We start from the raw sequence: 16,871 nt of genomic DNA on the forward strand, positions 1-16,871 counted from the left end.
GCATTCAAAACGAGGAGAAGACAAATGAACGAAAGGAAAATAAAATTGAAAACCGGTGAAATCTGGCAGGAGAGACTGGTGGCAGGCAATGGACACAGCGGAGTGATCTGTTCCTGTGATCCCTATGAAGAGGTACTGACCTATCAGAATATAGAACTGCTGATGCCGACAGAAGAACCCAGAATGACTCCGCCGGAAGTGGGAAGTGAGCTGCAGGAGGCCAGACAGGCAGTGCTGCATATGGATGCTACCTGGAATGTACACGGCAGAAAAAGAACTTACCTGTATGCCTACCATCCGGGGATGCAGCTTCGGATCACGACACCACAGCAGGAGCTCGAAGCATACAGCCGCCGGATGGTAGGAGAGACCGGGGAGGTCATTATGGACTATCGGGATAAGACCGGGGACTTCAGTCGGCATACATTTGTCTCCAGAGAGGACTGCGTTGTGACACAGTATCTGGCAGGCGGAAAGGAGACACTTCCCGAACTGATACTTTCCATAGATCCGCCGGAGACGCTGCCAAAATTCGGAGTAAAAAAGTGGGGAACCGGACCGGAAGTAAATATGAAATATGAACTGGTCTATGACAAGGCGGGCACTTATCTCGGACAGGCAGCGCATTATCCGGTATTTGTGGAAAGCGAGCTGCAGGATAAGGGGTATGTGACCATGGTACGGATTCTACATACAGGAGGAAGCAGAAATGTGGAACAGACGGAAGGCAGCAAAGAAATCCACATCCGGGGAGCAAAGGCAGTCTGGATCCTGGCGAAGACGGCTGCCCAGGTTGAAATGGGAGAAATGGAAGATTTTCCGGGGGTGAAAGCACAGGAAACCATCGATGCGGTGTTGGCAGACCTGAAGAGCGCAGTGGCGAAATACCGTACAAAAGAAGGCAGCTGGAATTATGAGAGAGTGCTGGCACTGCAGAAGGAACAGCAGAGGGAGACCTATGGTACAGTAAGTTTTCATCTGGGAGAACAGACAGCGGATTCCGGAGAGGAAGGCGTAGAAAAGGAGACCAATACGGAACTGTTACAGCGGCAGAAAAATACGCCGCAGATGTTGCAGAAACTGATGGAACGGATCTACCAGACAGGCAGATATGTGCAGGCTGCCTGCGCCGGATATTCTGCACCGAGGCTGTGCGGACTGTGGACAGGGGAATGGAATCCCGGCTGGAGCGGAGCCTATACGATGGATGCCAATGTGAATATTCAGGTCTCTGGTATGAATACCGGGCACATGGAAAAAGCGGCCTGGGGATATATGTATTTTATCCTCCGCCAGATCGGGGACTGGAAGGAGAATGCAAAAGCTGTTTACGGCATGTGGGATGCCCTGCTGGCACCGGTGAATACCGACGGTAATCGGGCAATTATGGTAGAGTATGATATTGACTATCCTTTCCAGTACTGGAATGCCGGGGCTTCCTGGCTGATGGTGCCGATCTTTGAGTACTGGCAGTGCTTTGGTAACCGGCAGATCCCACTGCCAGAGGATCTGGCCAAAGTCTGCGGAAAACAAAGCCTGGATCTGGAACAGGAGATTCTGCGCCCCCTGCTGTGGAAGACGTTTCATTTCTGGGAGCAGTTGTGTACCCCGGAATATTATACCGACAGAGAGGGACAGCCTCATTATAAGAAAGGAAAGACAGCTCTGGAGGAGGGAGAAAAATACCTGATTATTCCCTCTTATTCTCCGGAGAATCATCCAAACGGCTATTCCAGTACGATCACTGCCAATGCAGCCATGGACATTGCGGCGGCGTCAGATGTATTACGCATGATCCGGGAACTGGAAGAGAGGATCTGCGATGAACGGTCGGGAGAGTGGCTGACAGCCAGCAGGGAGCTTGCCGCAAAGCTGCCCGAATACCAGATGGATGAGACCGGTGGATTAAAGGAATGGTCACTGCCACAGATGCATGACAATCATGAGCACCGCCACATCAGCCATCTCTATTGCGCATGGCCCGGAGTAGAGACACAGCATAATGTGGGACTTGCGGAAAGCTGCAGGCAGGCCATCAGGAACCGGAATGTCGGGAATGCCGGAAAAGATGATACTGCCTCTCATGGTTGGATCCACAAGGGACTGGTGGCTGCCAGACTGAAGGATGGCAGGAGCCTGGGAGAAATCTTGCGCCTGCTGGTGCAAAGTGATATTTTTTACAGCAGCCTGCTGACGGATCATAATACGGATCGCTGCAGAGGGGTCTATTGCACGGATACGATTCTGGGATTGCAAGGAATCATACATGAAGCACTGGTGTATTCCGAACGGGGAGAGATCGAATTCCTGCCGGCACTTCCGGAGGAGTGGAAGCAGGGCAGTGTGGATGGTCTGATGGCCAGAACAAGAATCTGCATCCGGAAGCTGGCATGGAATCTGGAGAAGAAGATACTGGAAGCAGAACTGGAATCTTATGAGGATCAGGAGGTCAGAATTTCCTGCCCGGTGTTGCAATACGATGCATGTTATTATCTAAAACAGGGAGAACTGCGCAGGATCAGGATTTAATCCATCGGATCCTGGAGCTGCCTGCGGTATTTATTGGCAGTGATGCCGTAATGCTGTCGAAACGCCTGGGTGAAATGTTGGGATGTGGAGTAATTCAGTTTCTCCGCAATCTGCGTGATGCTCAGGCGTTTGTCTGTCAGATAGATTTTTGCCGCAGACATTCGGGCTTCTTGTTTTTTCTGCTGAAAGGTCTTGCCGTAATATTTTTTCAGGAACCGTTCCGTCTGGCGGACACTTAACCCAAGAGTTTTTGCCAGGTTTTCCAGAGTGATGGTCTCGTAATGATAGAGAAAGGCCCGTTCGATGATCAGGGTCTTACCGTCAATGAGATTGGAGGGAGCAAAGTGCTGTTTAGAGAAACGGTTTCCCTCGTAATTGCGGACAACTTTTACAAGACACTGTTGTAACAGAGCCTCTACCTGAATCATGTAACCGGTATATTTATATTTTAATTCATAGAAGAGCTGCTCCATCAGTACACCAAGATTCTGGGTATCCGGACCAATCCAGAATCTTTTTTTCAGAAATTTGTCCGCAGTGCTGCCGGAAAAAACGAGGAGAGCATCTTCTTCCTGCAACTGAAAATAGATAGAATATTCTGTCATGGGATCCATAGGGCTTGGAATCTGCTCGTGCTCCACATGGGGGCCTGTCATATATAGTGTGCCAGGCGTAAGCTCATAAGAACTGCCATCAATGACTGCCTGTCCGAGCCCATTAGGGATGTAGTGCAGTTCATAGCTGTTGTTACCGTGGCTGTGGCGTGGCAGTGGCTTGAAAAAGTGTTCGAAAGCAATATTCAGAATTAGAAAAGTTGTGTTGTCGATAGTGGTTTTCACATCGAGACCATAGATGGTATTGTTCGTTGTCTGATTCATGGAGCCTCCTGCTGTCCGGATTTACCGTGACCTATCCGATGATATTAAGTGTAGCAACGGTAAAGAAAAAAGTCAATTAAAAAAGTGCGATAACACGACAAAAATACACGATGTATGTCGCGAATATGTCTATTAATAGTATATTTGTGGGATTAGAATGGATGTATCACAGCAACCCACACAGGGAGAAAATATGACAGAAGAACATATAACATTTTATTTTTAAGGAGGTTAACAGATGGACAGACAGGAAATGAAACAGAAAAAGATGATGGGAGCAATTCTTCCGGGCAACAGCACAGTAGAACTTAGAGAATTCGAAATGCCGAAGCCGGGACATGGACAGGTTGTGGTCAAGGCAATGGCTACAACTATCTGCGGCAGTGATATCCGCTGCATCTACAGAGAACATGTGGGAAAAGGTCCGGAAGGCTATATTCCCGGAACTGTGGCAGGTCATGAACCTTGTGGTCTGATCGTAGAGGAAGGCGAAGGTTTGAAGAGATTCAAGAAGGGCGACCGTGTTATTATTTATCACATTTCCGGATGTGGTGTATGTAACGATTGCAGAAGAGGCTACTATATTTCCTGCAAGAGTAAATTCCGTCAGGCATACGGATGGCAGAGAAACGGTGGCATGGCACAGTATATTCTGGCAGATGAGAAGGATCTGATCGCATTGCCAGATGAGCTGACCTACAAGGATGGAGCACAGGTGGCCTGTGGTTTCGGTACCGTATATGAGGCTATCGAAAAGGTAGGTGTCAGCGGCAATGATGCAGTATTGGTAACCGGTCTGGGACCTGTCGGTCTGGCAACACTGATGTTGGCAAAAGCACTGGGAGCCAATATGCTCATCGGCGTGGAGACGAATCCGTACCGTATTGAACTGGCGAAGAAGATGGGACTGGCTGATTATGTATTTGCACCGGATGAGGCTTATGATCAGATCATGAAAGTAACAAACGGCAATGGTGTGGAGAGAGCGTTCGATGCCAGCGCCAGTGATCCAGGAAGACAGCTGGCAATCCGTGCTACCAGAGAATGGGGCAGGATCGCATTCGTGGGAGAGGGAGGCACCTGTACTTTTAACCCCAGTCCGGACATTATTCATGGTCAGAAGACAATCTACGGCAGCTGGGTAACCTCGCTGTGGAGAATGGAAGAACTGGTAGAAAGACTGGTGCGTTGGGGAATTCATCCGGAAGATCTGATCACGGACGAATTCCCTCTGGAGCAGGCAGGGGAAGCTTACAGACTGATGGCAAGTGGAAACTGTGGCAAGGTGGCAGTGGTATTTCCCGAAGACTAAGGGAAGAAAGGTTATCATATGGCAGAAATCATAGAACAGAGCCGGATCCCAAAGCGGACTCTGGTGGACGGATTTAAGGTACCGGCAATCGGACTCGGAACCTTCGGATCCGATAAATATAACAGCGATCAGATTGCAGAAGCTGTATATGGCGGCATCCGGGCAGGATATCGTATGATCGACTGTGCTTCCGTATACCAGAATGAGAATCGTATCGGAGAGAGCATTGAGCGTGTCCTGAAAGAAGGAATCGTGGATCGATCGGATTTGTTTATCACCTCTAAAGTATGGAATGATATGCACAATAGAGTGAAGGAGTCCTGTGAGAAGAGCCTGAAGGATCTGCGGGTATCTTATCTGGATCTGTATCTGGTGCACTGGCCTTTTCCCAATTATCATGCTCCCGGCTGTGACGGAGATTCCCGTAATCCGGATTCCAGACCGTTTTCTGTGACGGAATTTCTGAATACCTGGAGACAGTGTGAGGCACTGGTGGAAGAAGGCAGGGTAAAATACATTGGTATGTCTAATATGACAGTACCGAAACTTCGGGCAGTATTGCCGTTGTGTAGGATTCAGCCGATGTTCTTAGAGATGGAATTGCATCCCGGATTTCAGCAGCCGCAATTGTATGACTATGCACTGTCACAGGGGATTCAACCCATCGGTTATTGTCCCATCGGATCGCCCTCCAGACCGGAGAGAGACCGGACGGCAGAGGATATTTCAGATACCCGGATGCCGGAGATTATGGAGATTGCAGAGCATCATCACGTACATCCTGCTATGATCTGCCTAAAGTGGGCGGTACAGAGAGGACAGATTCCGATTCCTTTTTCAGTAAAGGAATATCAATATGTGGATAATCTGAAATGCATCACAGAAGATCCCTTGACAGTGGAAGAGATGGAGATGATCCGGAAAGCAGACAAGAATTGCCGCCTGATCAAAGGTCAGGTATTTCTGTGGCCCGGAGCAACCGACTGGCAGGATCTATGGGATGTGGACGGAGAAATCACGTCATGAAAGGGGTAAGCGCATGTTAAAAGGAATTCCGAAGATATTATCTCCCGAGTTATTAAAGGTACTTTGTGAAATGGGACACAGTGACAGACTGGTTATCGCAGACGGTAATTTTCCGGCTGAGTCCATGGGGAAGGATGCAATCGTGATTCGGATGGATGGACATGGCACGACTGAGATTCTGGATGCCATTTTGCAGGTGTTTCCATTGGATAGTTATGTGGAGCATCCGTTGAATCTGATGGAGGTGATGCCTGGGGATCCGGTGGAGACGCCGATCTGGGAGAATTATGAAAAAGTCATCGCAAAACACGATTCCCGAGGTGGCAGAGCCATTGGACAGATCGAGCGCTTTGCCTTCTATGAGGAGGCAAAAAAGGTCTATGCCATTATTGCAACCGGAGAGAGTGCACTATATGCCAATATTATGTTACAAAAAGGTGTGGTAACAGAATAAGGCAGCTGATAAGAACAGGAGCAAAAGCATCGGCGATAAGCGGATGCTTTTGCTGTTAAGAAAAACATGTTAGAATACAGTCAGGATCAGGGAAATGTGTGCAAAAAAATATATAATAACAGGAAAAAAGGAGAAATGGCATGAGTAGGTTATGGTATGATCATCCGGCATCGGAATGGGAAGAAGCTCTTCCTATAGGAAATGGCAGAATCGGTGCCATGGTCTACGGAGGTACGGACAGAGAACGGCTCCAGGTAAATGAAGAGAGCATCTGGTTGGGTGGACCTGTAAACCGTCACAATCCCGATGCAAAAGAAAATCTGCCGAAGATACGACAGCTCCTTCGGGACGGCAGAATTCCGGAGGCTGAGCATCTGATGGAGACCGCATTATCGGCCTGCCCGGAAGGAATGCATCCTTATCAGACACTTGGGGATGTACAATTTTTCTTTGATGGGATCGAAGGCGGCAGAGAACGGAAAAGCGGTAAACTGCGGGATATGATCCTCTGTGAAGGAACAAAACATTATGAGAGATGTCTGGATCTGGAAACGGCAATCTGCCGGACAGAGTTCGCTGTTGGTGACAGTATATATGAGAGGGAAATATTTGCCTCTCACCCGGCGGACTGTCTGGTGATGCGCTTCCGCACAAGGGGCAAGGGGAAAGTGAATTTTTTAGCGAAGCTTCGAAGAGAAAGCTGGTTTGACGGAACTTGTAAGGTTGGAGAGAATGGCATAAGACTTTATGGCAATCTGGGAAGAGGCGGATATGAATTTGCCATGGAACTGCGTGCTGTGTCTACTGGCGGACGGATTTTGACCCAGGGGGAATGTCTGAAGGCAGAAGGAGCAGAGGAAGTGGTGCTGTGGTTTACTGCAGATTCCACTTATCACTACAGTATACCAGAAAAGGATCGGTATGCGGAGGCGTATCTGAAAGCTGGTAGGGAACTGCCTGTGGGGCTGGATGAAGAATTGACTGGCTCTGCAAGAACAGAGTTCCTATACCAGATGGCAATGCAGGCACTTCTGGCAGAGAAAATGGATCAGCGCCTGAAGGCGGCGATGCTTCTGTCTTATGATACCCTTAAAGCAGAGCATGTGGCAGATCATAAATCTTTATATGACCGTTTTGTGTTTGAAGTAGAAGGCGCAGAGCGGTACGAGAATCTGCCTACGGATCTGCGCCTTGAGAGACTTCGGAAAGGGAAGCAGGAGCATGCAGAACAGACAGAAGACGTGGGATTGATGAAGCTGCTCTATGATTATGGACGCTATCTTACGATTGCTGCCAGCAGGGAGGGAGGGTTGCCGACCACACTGCAGGGACTTTGGAATTGTGAATTTTTCCCAGCATGGGACAGTAAGTATACCATCAATATCAATACAGAGATGAACTACTGGCATGTGGAAAACTGCAATCTGTCAGAGTGTCATATTCCCTTATTTGAATTGTTAAAAAAGGTGCAGAAGAACGGCAGATATACCGCCAGAGAAATGTATGGGTGCCGGGGATTTGTGGCGCATCACAATACGGATATTCATGGAGATACCGCACCACAGGATACATGGTATCCCGGGACTTATTGGGTGATGGGAGCAGCATGGCTGTGTACGCACCTATGGATGCATTACCGCTATACAAAGAATCTGGTATTTTTACGGGAAGCTTTCCCTGTCATGGCAGAGGCAGCACTATTCTTTGTGGATTATCTGGAAGAAAAAGACGGATATCTGGTGACAAATCCTTCTGTTTCACCGGAGAATACATATATTCTGCCGAATGGACAAAAAGGATGCTGCTGTATCGGTGCAACCATGGACAATCAGATTCTGAGGGATCTGTTCAAAGGATGCTTGGGAGCCTGGAAGGAACTGGGAGAACAGGTACCGGAAGCCTGTGAGATTCCGGAAGCCGGTGACATAAAGGAACTGATGGGAACAATCCGCAAAATGTACGACAGACTGCCGCCCAACAGGATCGGCAGTGACGGACGCCTGATGGAATGGATGGAGGAATACGAGGAAACAGAACCCGGACACCGCCATATTTCCCATCTGTATGGGCTGTACCCCGCCGGAGAGATTACTGCAGACGGCACCCCTGAACTGGCTGAGGCTTGCCGCAAGACCCTGGAATACCGCCTGTCCCACGGCGGCGGACATACCGGATGGAGTAGGGCATGGATCACGAATCACTATGTCAGCCTGTGGAACGCTGAAGCAGCATATGACAACATCCGGAAGATGTTGGAGGTCTCGACCTATCCTAATCTGTTGGACAAACATCCTCCATTCCAGATTGACGGCAATTTTGGGATCTGCGCTGCCATGAATGGGATGCTGGTTCAGAGCAATGAGGAGAGAATCCTGCTTCTCCCTGCATTGCCGGCTGCATGGAAGACCGGCGCCGTACGGGGAATGCATCTGATAGGAAATCTGGAACTTTCCATGAGCTGGAAAGACGGAAGAATCACTGGTGCCGTTTTTACTGCATATTCGGATGTGGATACTGTGGTGAAATATAAGGAGACCGAAAAAAGACTGCAATTAAAGGAAGGTGAGATTAAAGATATAATGCAGTATTGACAGGTAAAAAAGTGGTAGTTTGATGTACTTAGGGCTGGCTGTCGCACCAGCGACTTGGTACAATACCTAGGGAAAGATAATTAGTTACGAAAGAATATGTTTAGGAAGCATGCATAAAAGATTATTGGGAATATCAGCTGGACAAGGAGAAGGGCAATAAGGTAATATATTATTGCATGCCGGAACGGAAAAGGAGGATTCCTCCGACGGAAGGAATCGTCTGCGGAATGGAGATTAGTATGGAATATATATCAGATGCACAGGCAAAACAGATGATCTTAGAGGTAGGCCGCAGAATGTATCAGGGCGGCTTTGTGGCAGCGAACGACGGGAATATCTCCTGTAAAGTAGGGGACAATGGAATCTGGGCAACACCTACGGGAGTTTCTAAGGGATTTATGACAGAGGACATGCTGGTAAAACTGGATCTGGACGGGAATGTGTTGGAGGGAACGCACAAGCCTTCCAGCGAGATCAAGATGCACCTCAGAGTATTCAAAGAGAACCCGAAGGTACAGGGCGTGGTCCATGCACATCCCCTTACAGCAACGGCGTTTGCCTGCGCGGGCATCAGCCTGGAAGAACCGGTGCTGATGGAAGGAGTTCTGTCCTTAGGCTGTGTGCCGTTAGTGCATTTTGCGCTACCGGGCACAGAGGAAGTGCCGGAAGCGGTAGCTCCCTATTGTCGGGAATACAATGCAGTACTGTTAGCAAACCACGGTGCGCTGACCTGGGGAGACAATCTCATGCAGGCATATTACCGCATGGAGACCACGGAATATTATGCGAAGATCCTGATGATGAACAACTTCATCCTAGGGAAAAAGACGTTGTTGTCCCAGGGACAGATCGACGATATTATCAGGATCCGTGCAGGATGGGGCATCACCACGGGCGGCAGACCCATCGGACCGGAGGGCGCGCAGAATCTGGAGGATATCTGTGTTTCAAAGAGACAGTAATGGCATAGTGGAGACGGTTGTCTTGCTTTCCAAGGGTGAGGTCGACTCGAAAAAGATTCGGGTTGAGTTCTCTTTGGAAGATATGGATATGTCCGAATTTCAGGATGGGGCAACCTACACCCAGATCAAGGACTATGTGCTGGAGCATAGTGGGTTAAAGGTATCCAACCTGTATATCTCATAAATTAAGCGGAAATGTGGGATTGGGGTCGGTAAGAACTATAATCTGCCGAAGTCCGAGGGCACAAGAGGTTCGGTGGACCTCTGTTCTGCGCCGACCGGAGCGGGAGCGGAGACTGCCAGACAGCCACAGTGTCCGCCGGAAAAAGAGAAAGCAATCCGAGAAGCATTCAAATATTTTGGGATGATCTAACATCCCATAGAATGGAGGTTTCTAATGGATAGATTGATTTCTTGTGAGTTCAACATGGATAATGCCTGTGTGGAACTGAAATTCTTAGATGGCAGCATGATTGTCATTGATACCATCGCCGTGGAGAATGGGGTCGCCGACAATATGTATCAGAGGTCAGAATTGGACTATCTGATCTACAATGATCCGATTGGATATGCAGACTTGATATTGAACGGTGATCCCGAAATTATCTAAAAACTGTAACTGAATGTAAAACCTTAGATTAAAACTCAGCCCTCTGCCTTTTCATTGGCAGAGGACCGTTTTTTGCTTAACAGTTATTGAGCATCCCTTAATTGCTCTACAACGCTGCATTTCGCTGCGTTATTATACATCATGCAGGGGATCAGCCACCCCAGCAGAAGAAATACCGGAATTGTCAGCAGGACAGGCAGAATGGTGAACCGATACTCGAAGAACCAGAACATACTGCCCAGCATTTTTCCTGCAAGAGGTTCCACCAACAGCGACAGAATAAAGGCTGCCGCTACGGAAGACATTGCGTAAAACAACCCCTCGTAGATCAGCATGGTTTTGAGCTGCCGGTTCGTCATTCCTACAGCCTGAAGCACAGCAAATTCACGGCGGCGGGAAAGGATACCGGTCATCATGGCGTTGGAGAAATTTAGAACACCCACAAGTCCAATGATGGCACAGAGCAATCCGCCCAACAGCAGAAACATATTCTGAAAGTCTTCAAATTCGGCTCGGAGTGTTGCTTTGCTTTCATACATCAATTCGGACAAGTCATTCGCAGTCAAATCAGTAAGATAATTCTCCGCAGATGCTTCTGCCTTATCATCAGGAGTATCGAACAGATAAAACATCGGGATACTCTCATGCTGGCTGTCATTATTTAGCTTTTCGATAGGAAGCACAAAACTGTAGCCTGTTGTATAATAGCGGAAACTCATAGAGTGTGGCACTGTGACATAAGCACATACTGTATATTCTACATCATGGCTTTCTGAAATCTGAAACTGTATATATTTCGATGGCGTGTTTTCATCGCAAAGGTTTCCGGTACGGCTGTCAATATCATGCCCGTCATCAATATAGGTTATGGTCTGAATAGAACCTACAGGCGGGTAAAAATCAAGATTACTTACGTTGCCATAATCATCTGTAAGGACTACTACAGCGATTGCTTTTGAATCCTCTTGGAACATAGGGGATATGTCGCCCTCAACCACAGTTAGTTTCTCAAACAGAGATTCATCCAAACCTTCGATCAATGCACGCTGGCTCACAAGATCATCACGACGATTTTGCTGTTCCAAGAGGGCTTTTGCATTTTCCTCGGATGTATAGTGCATCATGTCCTGTAGCCAGCGTTCCTCACTCATCCAGCCATATGGCTTATAGCCCGTCAGCTTGTAACCACACCCAGAAAGGGACGGAGAAATATTGGTTTCAATTTGCTCAATTTGTTCCTGAGAGATAAAGCTGCCAGAGCGACTATAACGAAAATAGTCCGTAGAGCTTACAATAAAGTCCGCACAGGTCTGCTTTGCAAGATACTTTTCCATATCAAAGCCCCCGGTAAAAGTGACCAGAATATTGAGAAGCACCACGGAAAGCGAAAGAGAGATAACCACAAGGATAGTCTTTCTTTTATTTCGCCCCAAATTAGCAAAAGCCATTTGATGTACTTTTGCGCCATGGGTAGTACAGTGTTTCTTTTTGCTCCTTACAATTTCAGTGTACTTTGTTGCTTCTACTGGAGAAACTTTTGCAGCGATCTTACCCGGACGGGAACAGGACAGCAAAACTGTAATTAGCGCAAACAGAGCAGACGCAAAGAAAATCAACGGTGAAGTGCTGACGGTGGAAACGCCGACACCAAAAGTGGTTCGTGCCATTACGACTGGCGTCAGAGATGCACCGAAACCATATCCCAACAGCAATCCAATCGGAATGCCTACAACGCACAGAAATAGTGCCTGTTGGCGTATGATGCGTCGCAACTGCCGGGGTGTGACACCAATGGTTTTCAGCAAACCATAGAATCGAATATCTCCGGTAACGGAAATCTGAAATATGTTGTAGATAATCAGATAACCTGTGAAGATTACCAACGTAAGGAAAGCGACAATCGCAATTAGTATGGATGCATCTATGCTTTCGCCAAGCTGTGAAGAAGTGTAGCCCCAGTTTACACCGATGCGTACAAGTTCCCCTTCACCTGTTTCATCCCAAGCATACCCTAAGTCCAGATCCACCTGCTCCATCTGAGCACGGATGTTCATGCTGGATGCCAGCATCACATTCAAATCAATACGGAACGGTTCCAGTCCATTGGACACAGCTTCCGATTCTATTTCTTTTGCGTATTCTTCACTGATATTGATATAGTGAACAGGACTTATATCATCATATTCCCACCATCCCGTCAGAGTAAATGTATCTGTTTTCTCATAAGGCATTTGGGATAAAGCACCAACCGTATAAGTAAGTTCAATTTCTGCTCCTAACTTCGGCTCAATACCCAGAAGTTTCAAGGCATTTGTGTCCATGGCGATTTCTTTGCCGCTCTGAGGCATGTGTCCGGTGGTAGGTTTGGCAAAGCTCCATTTGGTGCAGTTGGCATCCATAAAACTGACTTCGGCAGGTACTTTGGCAAATGCACCGCTGTCTATATAGCCGGTACTGATGCGCTTGCCGATTTCCTTTATATTTGAATGGGCGGCAATCTTTTGAATCTGTTTTTCTGTCACTTCCTTAAAGGTTCCATGACAGTACCCACCCACCTGACGGAAGGTGTAATTCTCATAGCTGGAATTTATGGACATTATTATGGTAAACAGAGAGGTAAATAGCAGTGTTGTCAGCGCAATGGCAATGATTGCAATGATATTACGCTTACGGGATGCCCATAAAGAACGCCAGCTTAATTTCCAAATACATTTTCTGTTTTTGACATTCATCGTAGCCACCTCCCGTTAGTTCTGGGAGACGATCCGACCATCTTCGATACGGATAATGCGGTCTGCCATCTGCGCAATTTCTTCGTTGTGAGTGATCATTACGATTGTCTGGGCGAACTTTTGACTGGTGACTTTCAAAAGGCTCAATACATCCTGGCTGGTTTTGGAATCCAGATTGCCGGTGGGTTCATCTGCCAGAATGATAGCGGGTGCTGCCGCCAGCGCACGGGCAATGGCTACACGCTGCTGTTGACCGCCTGAGAGCTGATTGGGCAGCGCATCCAGACGATCATCCAGCCCAAGTGTCTGTACAATCTGCTGTACGAAATCCTTATTGACCTTGCCACCGTCCAGCTCAATGGGTAGAACGATATTTTCATACACATTCAGCACCGGAACAAGATTATATGCTTGGAACACAAAGCCAATTTTTCTGCGGCGGAAGATGGTCAGGGCTTCCTCCTTCAGGGAGAAAATATTCTGCCCGTCCACCATGACTGTGCCGCTTGTAGGACGATCCAGCCCACCCAGCATATGCAGCAGGGTAGACTTGCCGGAGCCGGATGTACCGACAATCGCCACAAATTCGCCTTTCTGCACACTTAAATCCACTCCGTCCAGCGCATGAACCGCATTATTGCCGGAGCCATAAATTTTTATCAGGTCTTTTGCCTGTAAAACTTCCATAAACGAGTACCTCCATGAAAAAATCTGTATGTATGCAAAGAGATCATCCTTTGATACATACAGATTATCGCACAGGATTCTTTCCACATTCTTTCCGGCGGAAAATGAAATCTAACAGTTTTGATAGAATTGTTGTTATTTCGGCAGAAATATGGAAAACGTACTTCCTTTTCCCAGAACGGAAGCAACCTTGATATAACCGCCCTCGCCGGATATGATCTGTCGGGCAAGGTATAAGCCGATGCCGACCCCTTCCTGCTCCTGAACCGCCTTTGAACGATAAAAACGGGCAAAGATCTTTGCTTGCTCACTTTCCGGAATGCCTGTGCCGGTATCCGATATATCGATCCTTGCAAACATTTCATAACTTACGGCAGAAATAGTAATGGTGCCATGCTCTGTATATTTGATGGCATTGTCTACGATATTAGCCAGCGCTTCTGTTGTCCATTTCATATCAAAGGCAGCAGAAATATCTGTATCATGCAGTCGCAAAGACAACCCTTTTTCAGCAGCTTTGGCGGCATATTGTTCTACTACGCTTTCAAGCAGCGGCTGCAGTGCTCCTTGCTGGGGGGAGAGTAAAATGATCCCATTTTCCAGTCTGGAAAGCTTTACGAGAGAATCGATCAGAAATCGCAGCTTTTCCGATTGTTTGTACAGCGCCACCACATTTGCCTTCGCCGATACAGGCAGAGTTTCCTCCATCAAAAGCTCGCTGTATAACAGCAGGTTTGCAATCGGCGTTTTTGTCTGGTGGGAGATGTCCGCAATCAAGGACTTAATTCTGTCTTTCTCCTGTGCTACATTTCGAGAAGATGCTTCTGCTGCGGAAAGATAGTGTGCAAACTTTGTTTCCAAAGCAGACAGCCGGCTTTCATTAAAATTGGTTTCAGAAAAGGAGCCGGTCATGGCAGCGTCCAGCATCCTTTCGATTTCTTCCATCGTTTTTCTGGCCTTTCTCCGCTCCCATAATACAACAGCTATCGCCGCCAGAAAACATAGCAGTATGATCACAATACCGGTTTTATTCATCTTTGGTCACCCAGCTATAACCGATTCCATAGACGGTTTTAATGTATTTCTGTGCACCAAGCTTATCCCTCAGACGCTTGATCGTAACGGACAAAGCATTTTCATCCACATATTCTGCGCCATCTGTCCAGATCCGGTCTACAAGGTCTCCACGGGTCATGGTCCGACCACGGTTTTCAACAAGCAGACGCAGTAATTTTTGCTCTGTTTTGCTCAATTCCACTTTTGAATCTCCCACATAAAAGGTCATAGCCTCAAAGTCAAAGTGAAATAGATCCATATGGATCGGTGCATTTTTATGGTTTGACGCTTGCTTTCGCAGTTGGGTATTCACCCTTGCCCGCAAAACCGAAAGAGAAAAGGGCTTGGTAATGTAATCATCAGCGCCCCTCTCCAGTCCGTCTACGATGTCCAGATCGGTGTCATTGGCAGTCAGCAGAATAACAGGAACCCCGGGCATGTTTTCCTTGACCTCCCGGAGCAGCTCAAGCCCACTGCCATCCGGCAGATTGATATCCAACAGGATCAGGGATACACCGCCGCAAAGCAATTGCTCTCTTGCCGCTTTTAGATCATGACAGGATATAATCTGACGGTCATCTGCTTTCAGTGCTTTGCATAAGCCTTGATTCAAACCGATATCATCTTCAATAATCAATAATTGTTCCATGTATCTCACTCCCTCGTTATTCAAATGCCACCATCATTTCCTTGGGCAATTTTTCGTTCTCACAGTTCAGAAGATAGGCTATTGCTCTGATTGCAAATTTGTTTGTTTTCACTGTGTCCCAGTCGGCAAGACGAACTATTTCTGCTGTGCTGCCCTCAAACATAACCGCCAGTTCTTCAAAGGTGGGGCGGCCTTTCCACGAGCCGACACGCCCGCAGGTCATGCAGATCGCCAGCCGCTTTTCAAGCAAGGTCGCAGTTGTATTTCTTTGCAAATTCACTGACCGCACCCTTGGCAGGATCATAGTCCATCAGCTTTTGGAGCATTTGCTCCCGGCAGGAGAGTTTTATATCTATAAATCGGTCTGTGTCGTACAAATCGCCGCCGTCCACACCGAGAAAGTCTTTGATGCGCTTGTTGAGCTGCGGCTCGTAGTGGTGCAGGAAGAATGAGAAATATATAAGGTTCTTTTCCTGTAAGGCAGACAGGATGTATTCGTTCAGACTGTCCACCGCTGGCGGCTCCGGTTCCAGTTGGAAGATGCGCTCTGCCACATAGGGAATGATGCCATCACCGTGCGGATTGACTTGGTGTTTTGGTATGTATCCGGTCATATTCCATATAAAATCCTTCAGCATAGCGCACCTCCCTTCTAAACAAATGCTTTCTGGATAGTAGCCTGATTTTAATTCTCAGATTGTGTTTCTTTTGCTTCTACTTTTACAATCATACATAGGCTTTGAACTGCATTAAAGAGACGGATGCAATCCATCTCGTCAATTTCAAAATCCGATCTTCCATGTAATAGCCAATGCCTATTTATCGTTTCAGGTTCATCGGCAGAGAAATCGCTTTTTTGATACAGATTTCGGATGAAGTTGTTATAAGAAATCCATACATGTTTTTGAATTGTACTTCCTGTTGACGGGAAGGTATCGACCTTCTTTTGACAAACCTTCATCATCCTTACATCTTGCTTGTCATCGCTAAATTCTGACAGAATACCCTCGATAACCGAGAGTAGCGATGTTGCACAAACAGCATACAATTTATTTTGAAACGCTTGCCAGCACTGGTCTGTGAGATTTTTCAGTCCTTCTTTAATGGGAGATGCTTTGATTCCGTTCACCATATCTTTGGTTTTCTGAAAATCTTCTATTGTAAAAAACCATTTCAAAAATGCATTGATATCATCCAATTTGTTTGTGTTTGCTATTGTTTTGACTGCGTAAATATTTAATTCTGCGGGTAAAGTCCACCCTTCTGTTGATAGCTTGCTCACAACAATATCTAATTCTTTATCAAATTCCTGTACACTTTCTTCAGCCTTCTTTGAAATGGCTTTTTGAATAACCTCCATTTGTTCTTTCGTTAATTCTAACATT

Annotated in this window: 12 protein-coding genes and 3 pseudogenes; 8 read left to right on the forward strand and 7 right to left on the reverse strand. The window is 47.1% G+C overall.

The window, feature by feature from the left end:
* Positions 1-24: 24 nt before the first annotated feature.
* Positions 25-2,529: a glycoside hydrolase N-terminal domain-containing protein gene (locus DWZ61_RS12755; protein WP_118538933.1), complete on the forward strand. Its 2,505-nt coding sequence runs from the start codon at positions 25-27 to the stop codon at positions 2,527-2,529.
* Here the strand turns inward: DWZ61_RS12755 and DWZ61_RS12760 are convergent.
* A complete protein-coding gene (locus tag DWZ61_RS12760) occupies positions 2,526-3,407 on the reverse strand; it encodes an AraC family transcriptional regulator (protein ID WP_117465197.1) in 882 nt (293 codons plus the stop codon). The two genes, DWZ61_RS12755 and DWZ61_RS12760, sit on opposite strands and share 4 nt — an antisense overlap.
* Positions 3,408-3,645: 238 nt before the next feature.
* Here DWZ61_RS12760 and DWZ61_RS12765 point away from each other — a divergent pair, with 238 nt between their 5' ends.
* From DWZ61_RS12765 to DWZ61_RS12795, 7 genes and pseudogenes are all read left to right on the forward strand, one after another.
* Positions 3,646-4,719, forward strand: coding sequence for a zinc-binding dehydrogenase (locus tag DWZ61_RS12765; protein ID WP_242993424.1), 1,074 nt, complete (start codon positions 3,646-3,648; stop codon positions 4,717-4,719).
* Positions 4,720-4,737: 18 nt separating this feature from the next.
* A complete protein-coding gene (locus tag DWZ61_RS12770; protein WP_118501612.1) occupies positions 4,738-5,745 on the forward strand; it encodes an aldo/keto reductase in 1,008 nt (335 codons plus the stop codon).
* Between the two features lie 13 nt (positions 5,746-5,758).
* A complete protein-coding gene (locus DWZ61_RS12775; protein ID WP_118538935.1) occupies positions 5,759-6,199 on the forward strand; it encodes an RbsD/FucU domain-containing protein in 441 nt (146 codons plus the stop codon).
* Between the two features lie 140 nt (positions 6,200-6,339).
* Complete coding sequence (locus DWZ61_RS12780) at positions 6,340-8,790, forward strand: glycoside hydrolase family 95 protein (protein ID WP_118538937.1); 2,451 nt, start codon at positions 6,340-6,342, stop codon at positions 8,788-8,790.
* A 239-nt stretch (positions 8,791-9,029) separates the two neighbouring features.
* Positions 9,030-9,752 carry a class II aldolase/adducin family protein gene (locus DWZ61_RS12785; protein ID WP_207664184.1) on the forward strand — a complete coding sequence of 241 codons (723 nt, stop codon included), beginning with the start codon at positions 9,030-9,032 and terminating at the stop codon, positions 9,750-9,752.
* Positions 9,748-10,125, forward strand: a pseudogene (locus DWZ61_RS12790) (hypothetical protein); the annotation flags it as partial. The gene DWZ61_RS12785 and the pseudogene DWZ61_RS12790, both read left to right, overlap by 5 nt.
* 24 nt (positions 10,126-10,149) lie before the next feature.
* Positions 10,150-10,394: pseudogene (locus tag DWZ61_RS12795) on the forward strand (DUF6061 family protein).
* A gap of 51 nt (positions 10,395-10,445) precedes the next feature.
* Here the strand turns inward: DWZ61_RS12795 and DWZ61_RS12800 are convergent.
* The 6 genes and pseudogenes from DWZ61_RS12800 to DWZ61_RS12825 form a co-directional block, all read right to left on the reverse strand.
* Complete coding sequence (locus tag DWZ61_RS12800) at positions 10,446-12,884, reverse strand: FtsX-like permease family protein (protein ID WP_243026415.1); 2,439 nt, start codon at positions 12,882-12,884, stop codon at positions 10,446-10,448.
* A gap of 225 nt (positions 12,885-13,109) precedes the next feature.
* Positions 13,110-13,781 (reverse strand): ABC transporter ATP-binding protein, encoded by a 672-nt coding sequence (locus DWZ61_RS12805; RefSeq protein ID WP_118538939.1) that lies wholly within the window; start codon positions 13,779-13,781, stop codon positions 13,110-13,112.
* 135 nt (positions 13,782-13,916) lie between these two features.
* Positions 13,917-14,816 carry a HAMP domain-containing sensor histidine kinase gene (locus DWZ61_RS12810; protein ID WP_118501618.1) on the reverse strand — a complete coding sequence of 300 codons (900 nt, stop codon included), beginning with the start codon at positions 14,814-14,816 and terminating at the stop codon, positions 13,917-13,919.
* Positions 14,809-15,486, reverse strand: a complete 678-nt coding sequence (locus DWZ61_RS12815; RefSeq protein ID WP_117465318.1) for a response regulator transcription factor — start codon at positions 15,484-15,486, stop codon at positions 14,809-14,811. The genes DWZ61_RS12810 and DWZ61_RS12815 overlap by 8 nt, the downstream gene beginning before the upstream one ends.
* A gap of 16 nt (positions 15,487-15,502) precedes the next feature.
* Positions 15,503-16,124 (reverse strand): annotated as a pseudogene (locus DWZ61_RS12820) (hypothetical protein).
* Between the two features lie 47 nt (positions 16,125-16,171).
* Positions 16,172-16,870, reverse strand: a complete 699-nt coding sequence (locus DWZ61_RS12825) for a hypothetical protein (RefSeq protein ID WP_117465204.1) — start codon at positions 16,868-16,870, stop codon at positions 16,172-16,174.
* Between the last annotated feature and the right edge of the window lies 1 nt (position 16,871).

The sequence above is a fragment of the Clostridium sp. AF34-10BH genome (genome assembly GCF_003478095.1).
GTDB classification, from domain to species: Bacteria; Bacillota; Clostridia; order Lachnospirales; family Lachnospiraceae; genus Acetatifactor; species Acetatifactor acetigignens.

Coding starts and splice junctions, on each gene's coding strand:
- DWZ61_RS12755 (WP_118538933.1), top strand. CDS start 25: ATGAACGAAAGGAAAATAAAATTGAAAACCGGTGAAATCTGGCAGGAG.
- DWZ61_RS12760 (WP_117465197.1), bottom strand. CDS start 3,407: ATGAATCAGACAACGAACAATACCATCTATGGTCTCGATGTGAAAACC.
- DWZ61_RS12765 (WP_242993424.1), top strand. CDS start 3,646: ATGGACAGACAGGAAATGAAACAGAAAAAGATGATGGGAGCAATTCTT.
- DWZ61_RS12770 (WP_118501612.1), top strand. CDS start 4,738: ATGGCAGAAATCATAGAACAGAGCCGGATCCCAAAGCGGACTCTGGTG.
- DWZ61_RS12775 (WP_118538935.1), top strand. CDS start 5,759: ATGTTAAAAGGAATTCCGAAGATATTATCTCCCGAGTTATTAAAGGTA.
- DWZ61_RS12780 (WP_118538937.1), top strand. CDS start 6,340: ATGAGTAGGTTATGGTATGATCATCCGGCATCGGAATGGGAAGAAGCT.
- DWZ61_RS12785 (WP_207664184.1), top strand. CDS start 9,030: ATGGAATATATATCAGATGCACAGGCAAAACAGATGATCTTAGAGGTA.
- DWZ61_RS12805 (WP_118538939.1), bottom strand. CDS start 13,781: ATGGAAGTTTTACAGGCAAAAGACCTGATAAAAATTTATGGCTCCGGC.
- DWZ61_RS12810 (WP_118501618.1), bottom strand. CDS start 14,816: ATGAATAAAACCGGTATTGTGATCATACTGCTATGTTTTCTGGCGGCG.
- DWZ61_RS12815 (WP_117465318.1), bottom strand. CDS start 15,486: ATGGAACAATTATTGATTATTGAAGATGATATCGGTTTGAATCAAGGC.
- DWZ61_RS12825 (WP_117465204.1), bottom strand. CDS start 16,870: ATGTTAGAATTAACGAAAGAACAAATGGAGGTTATTCAAAAAGCCATT.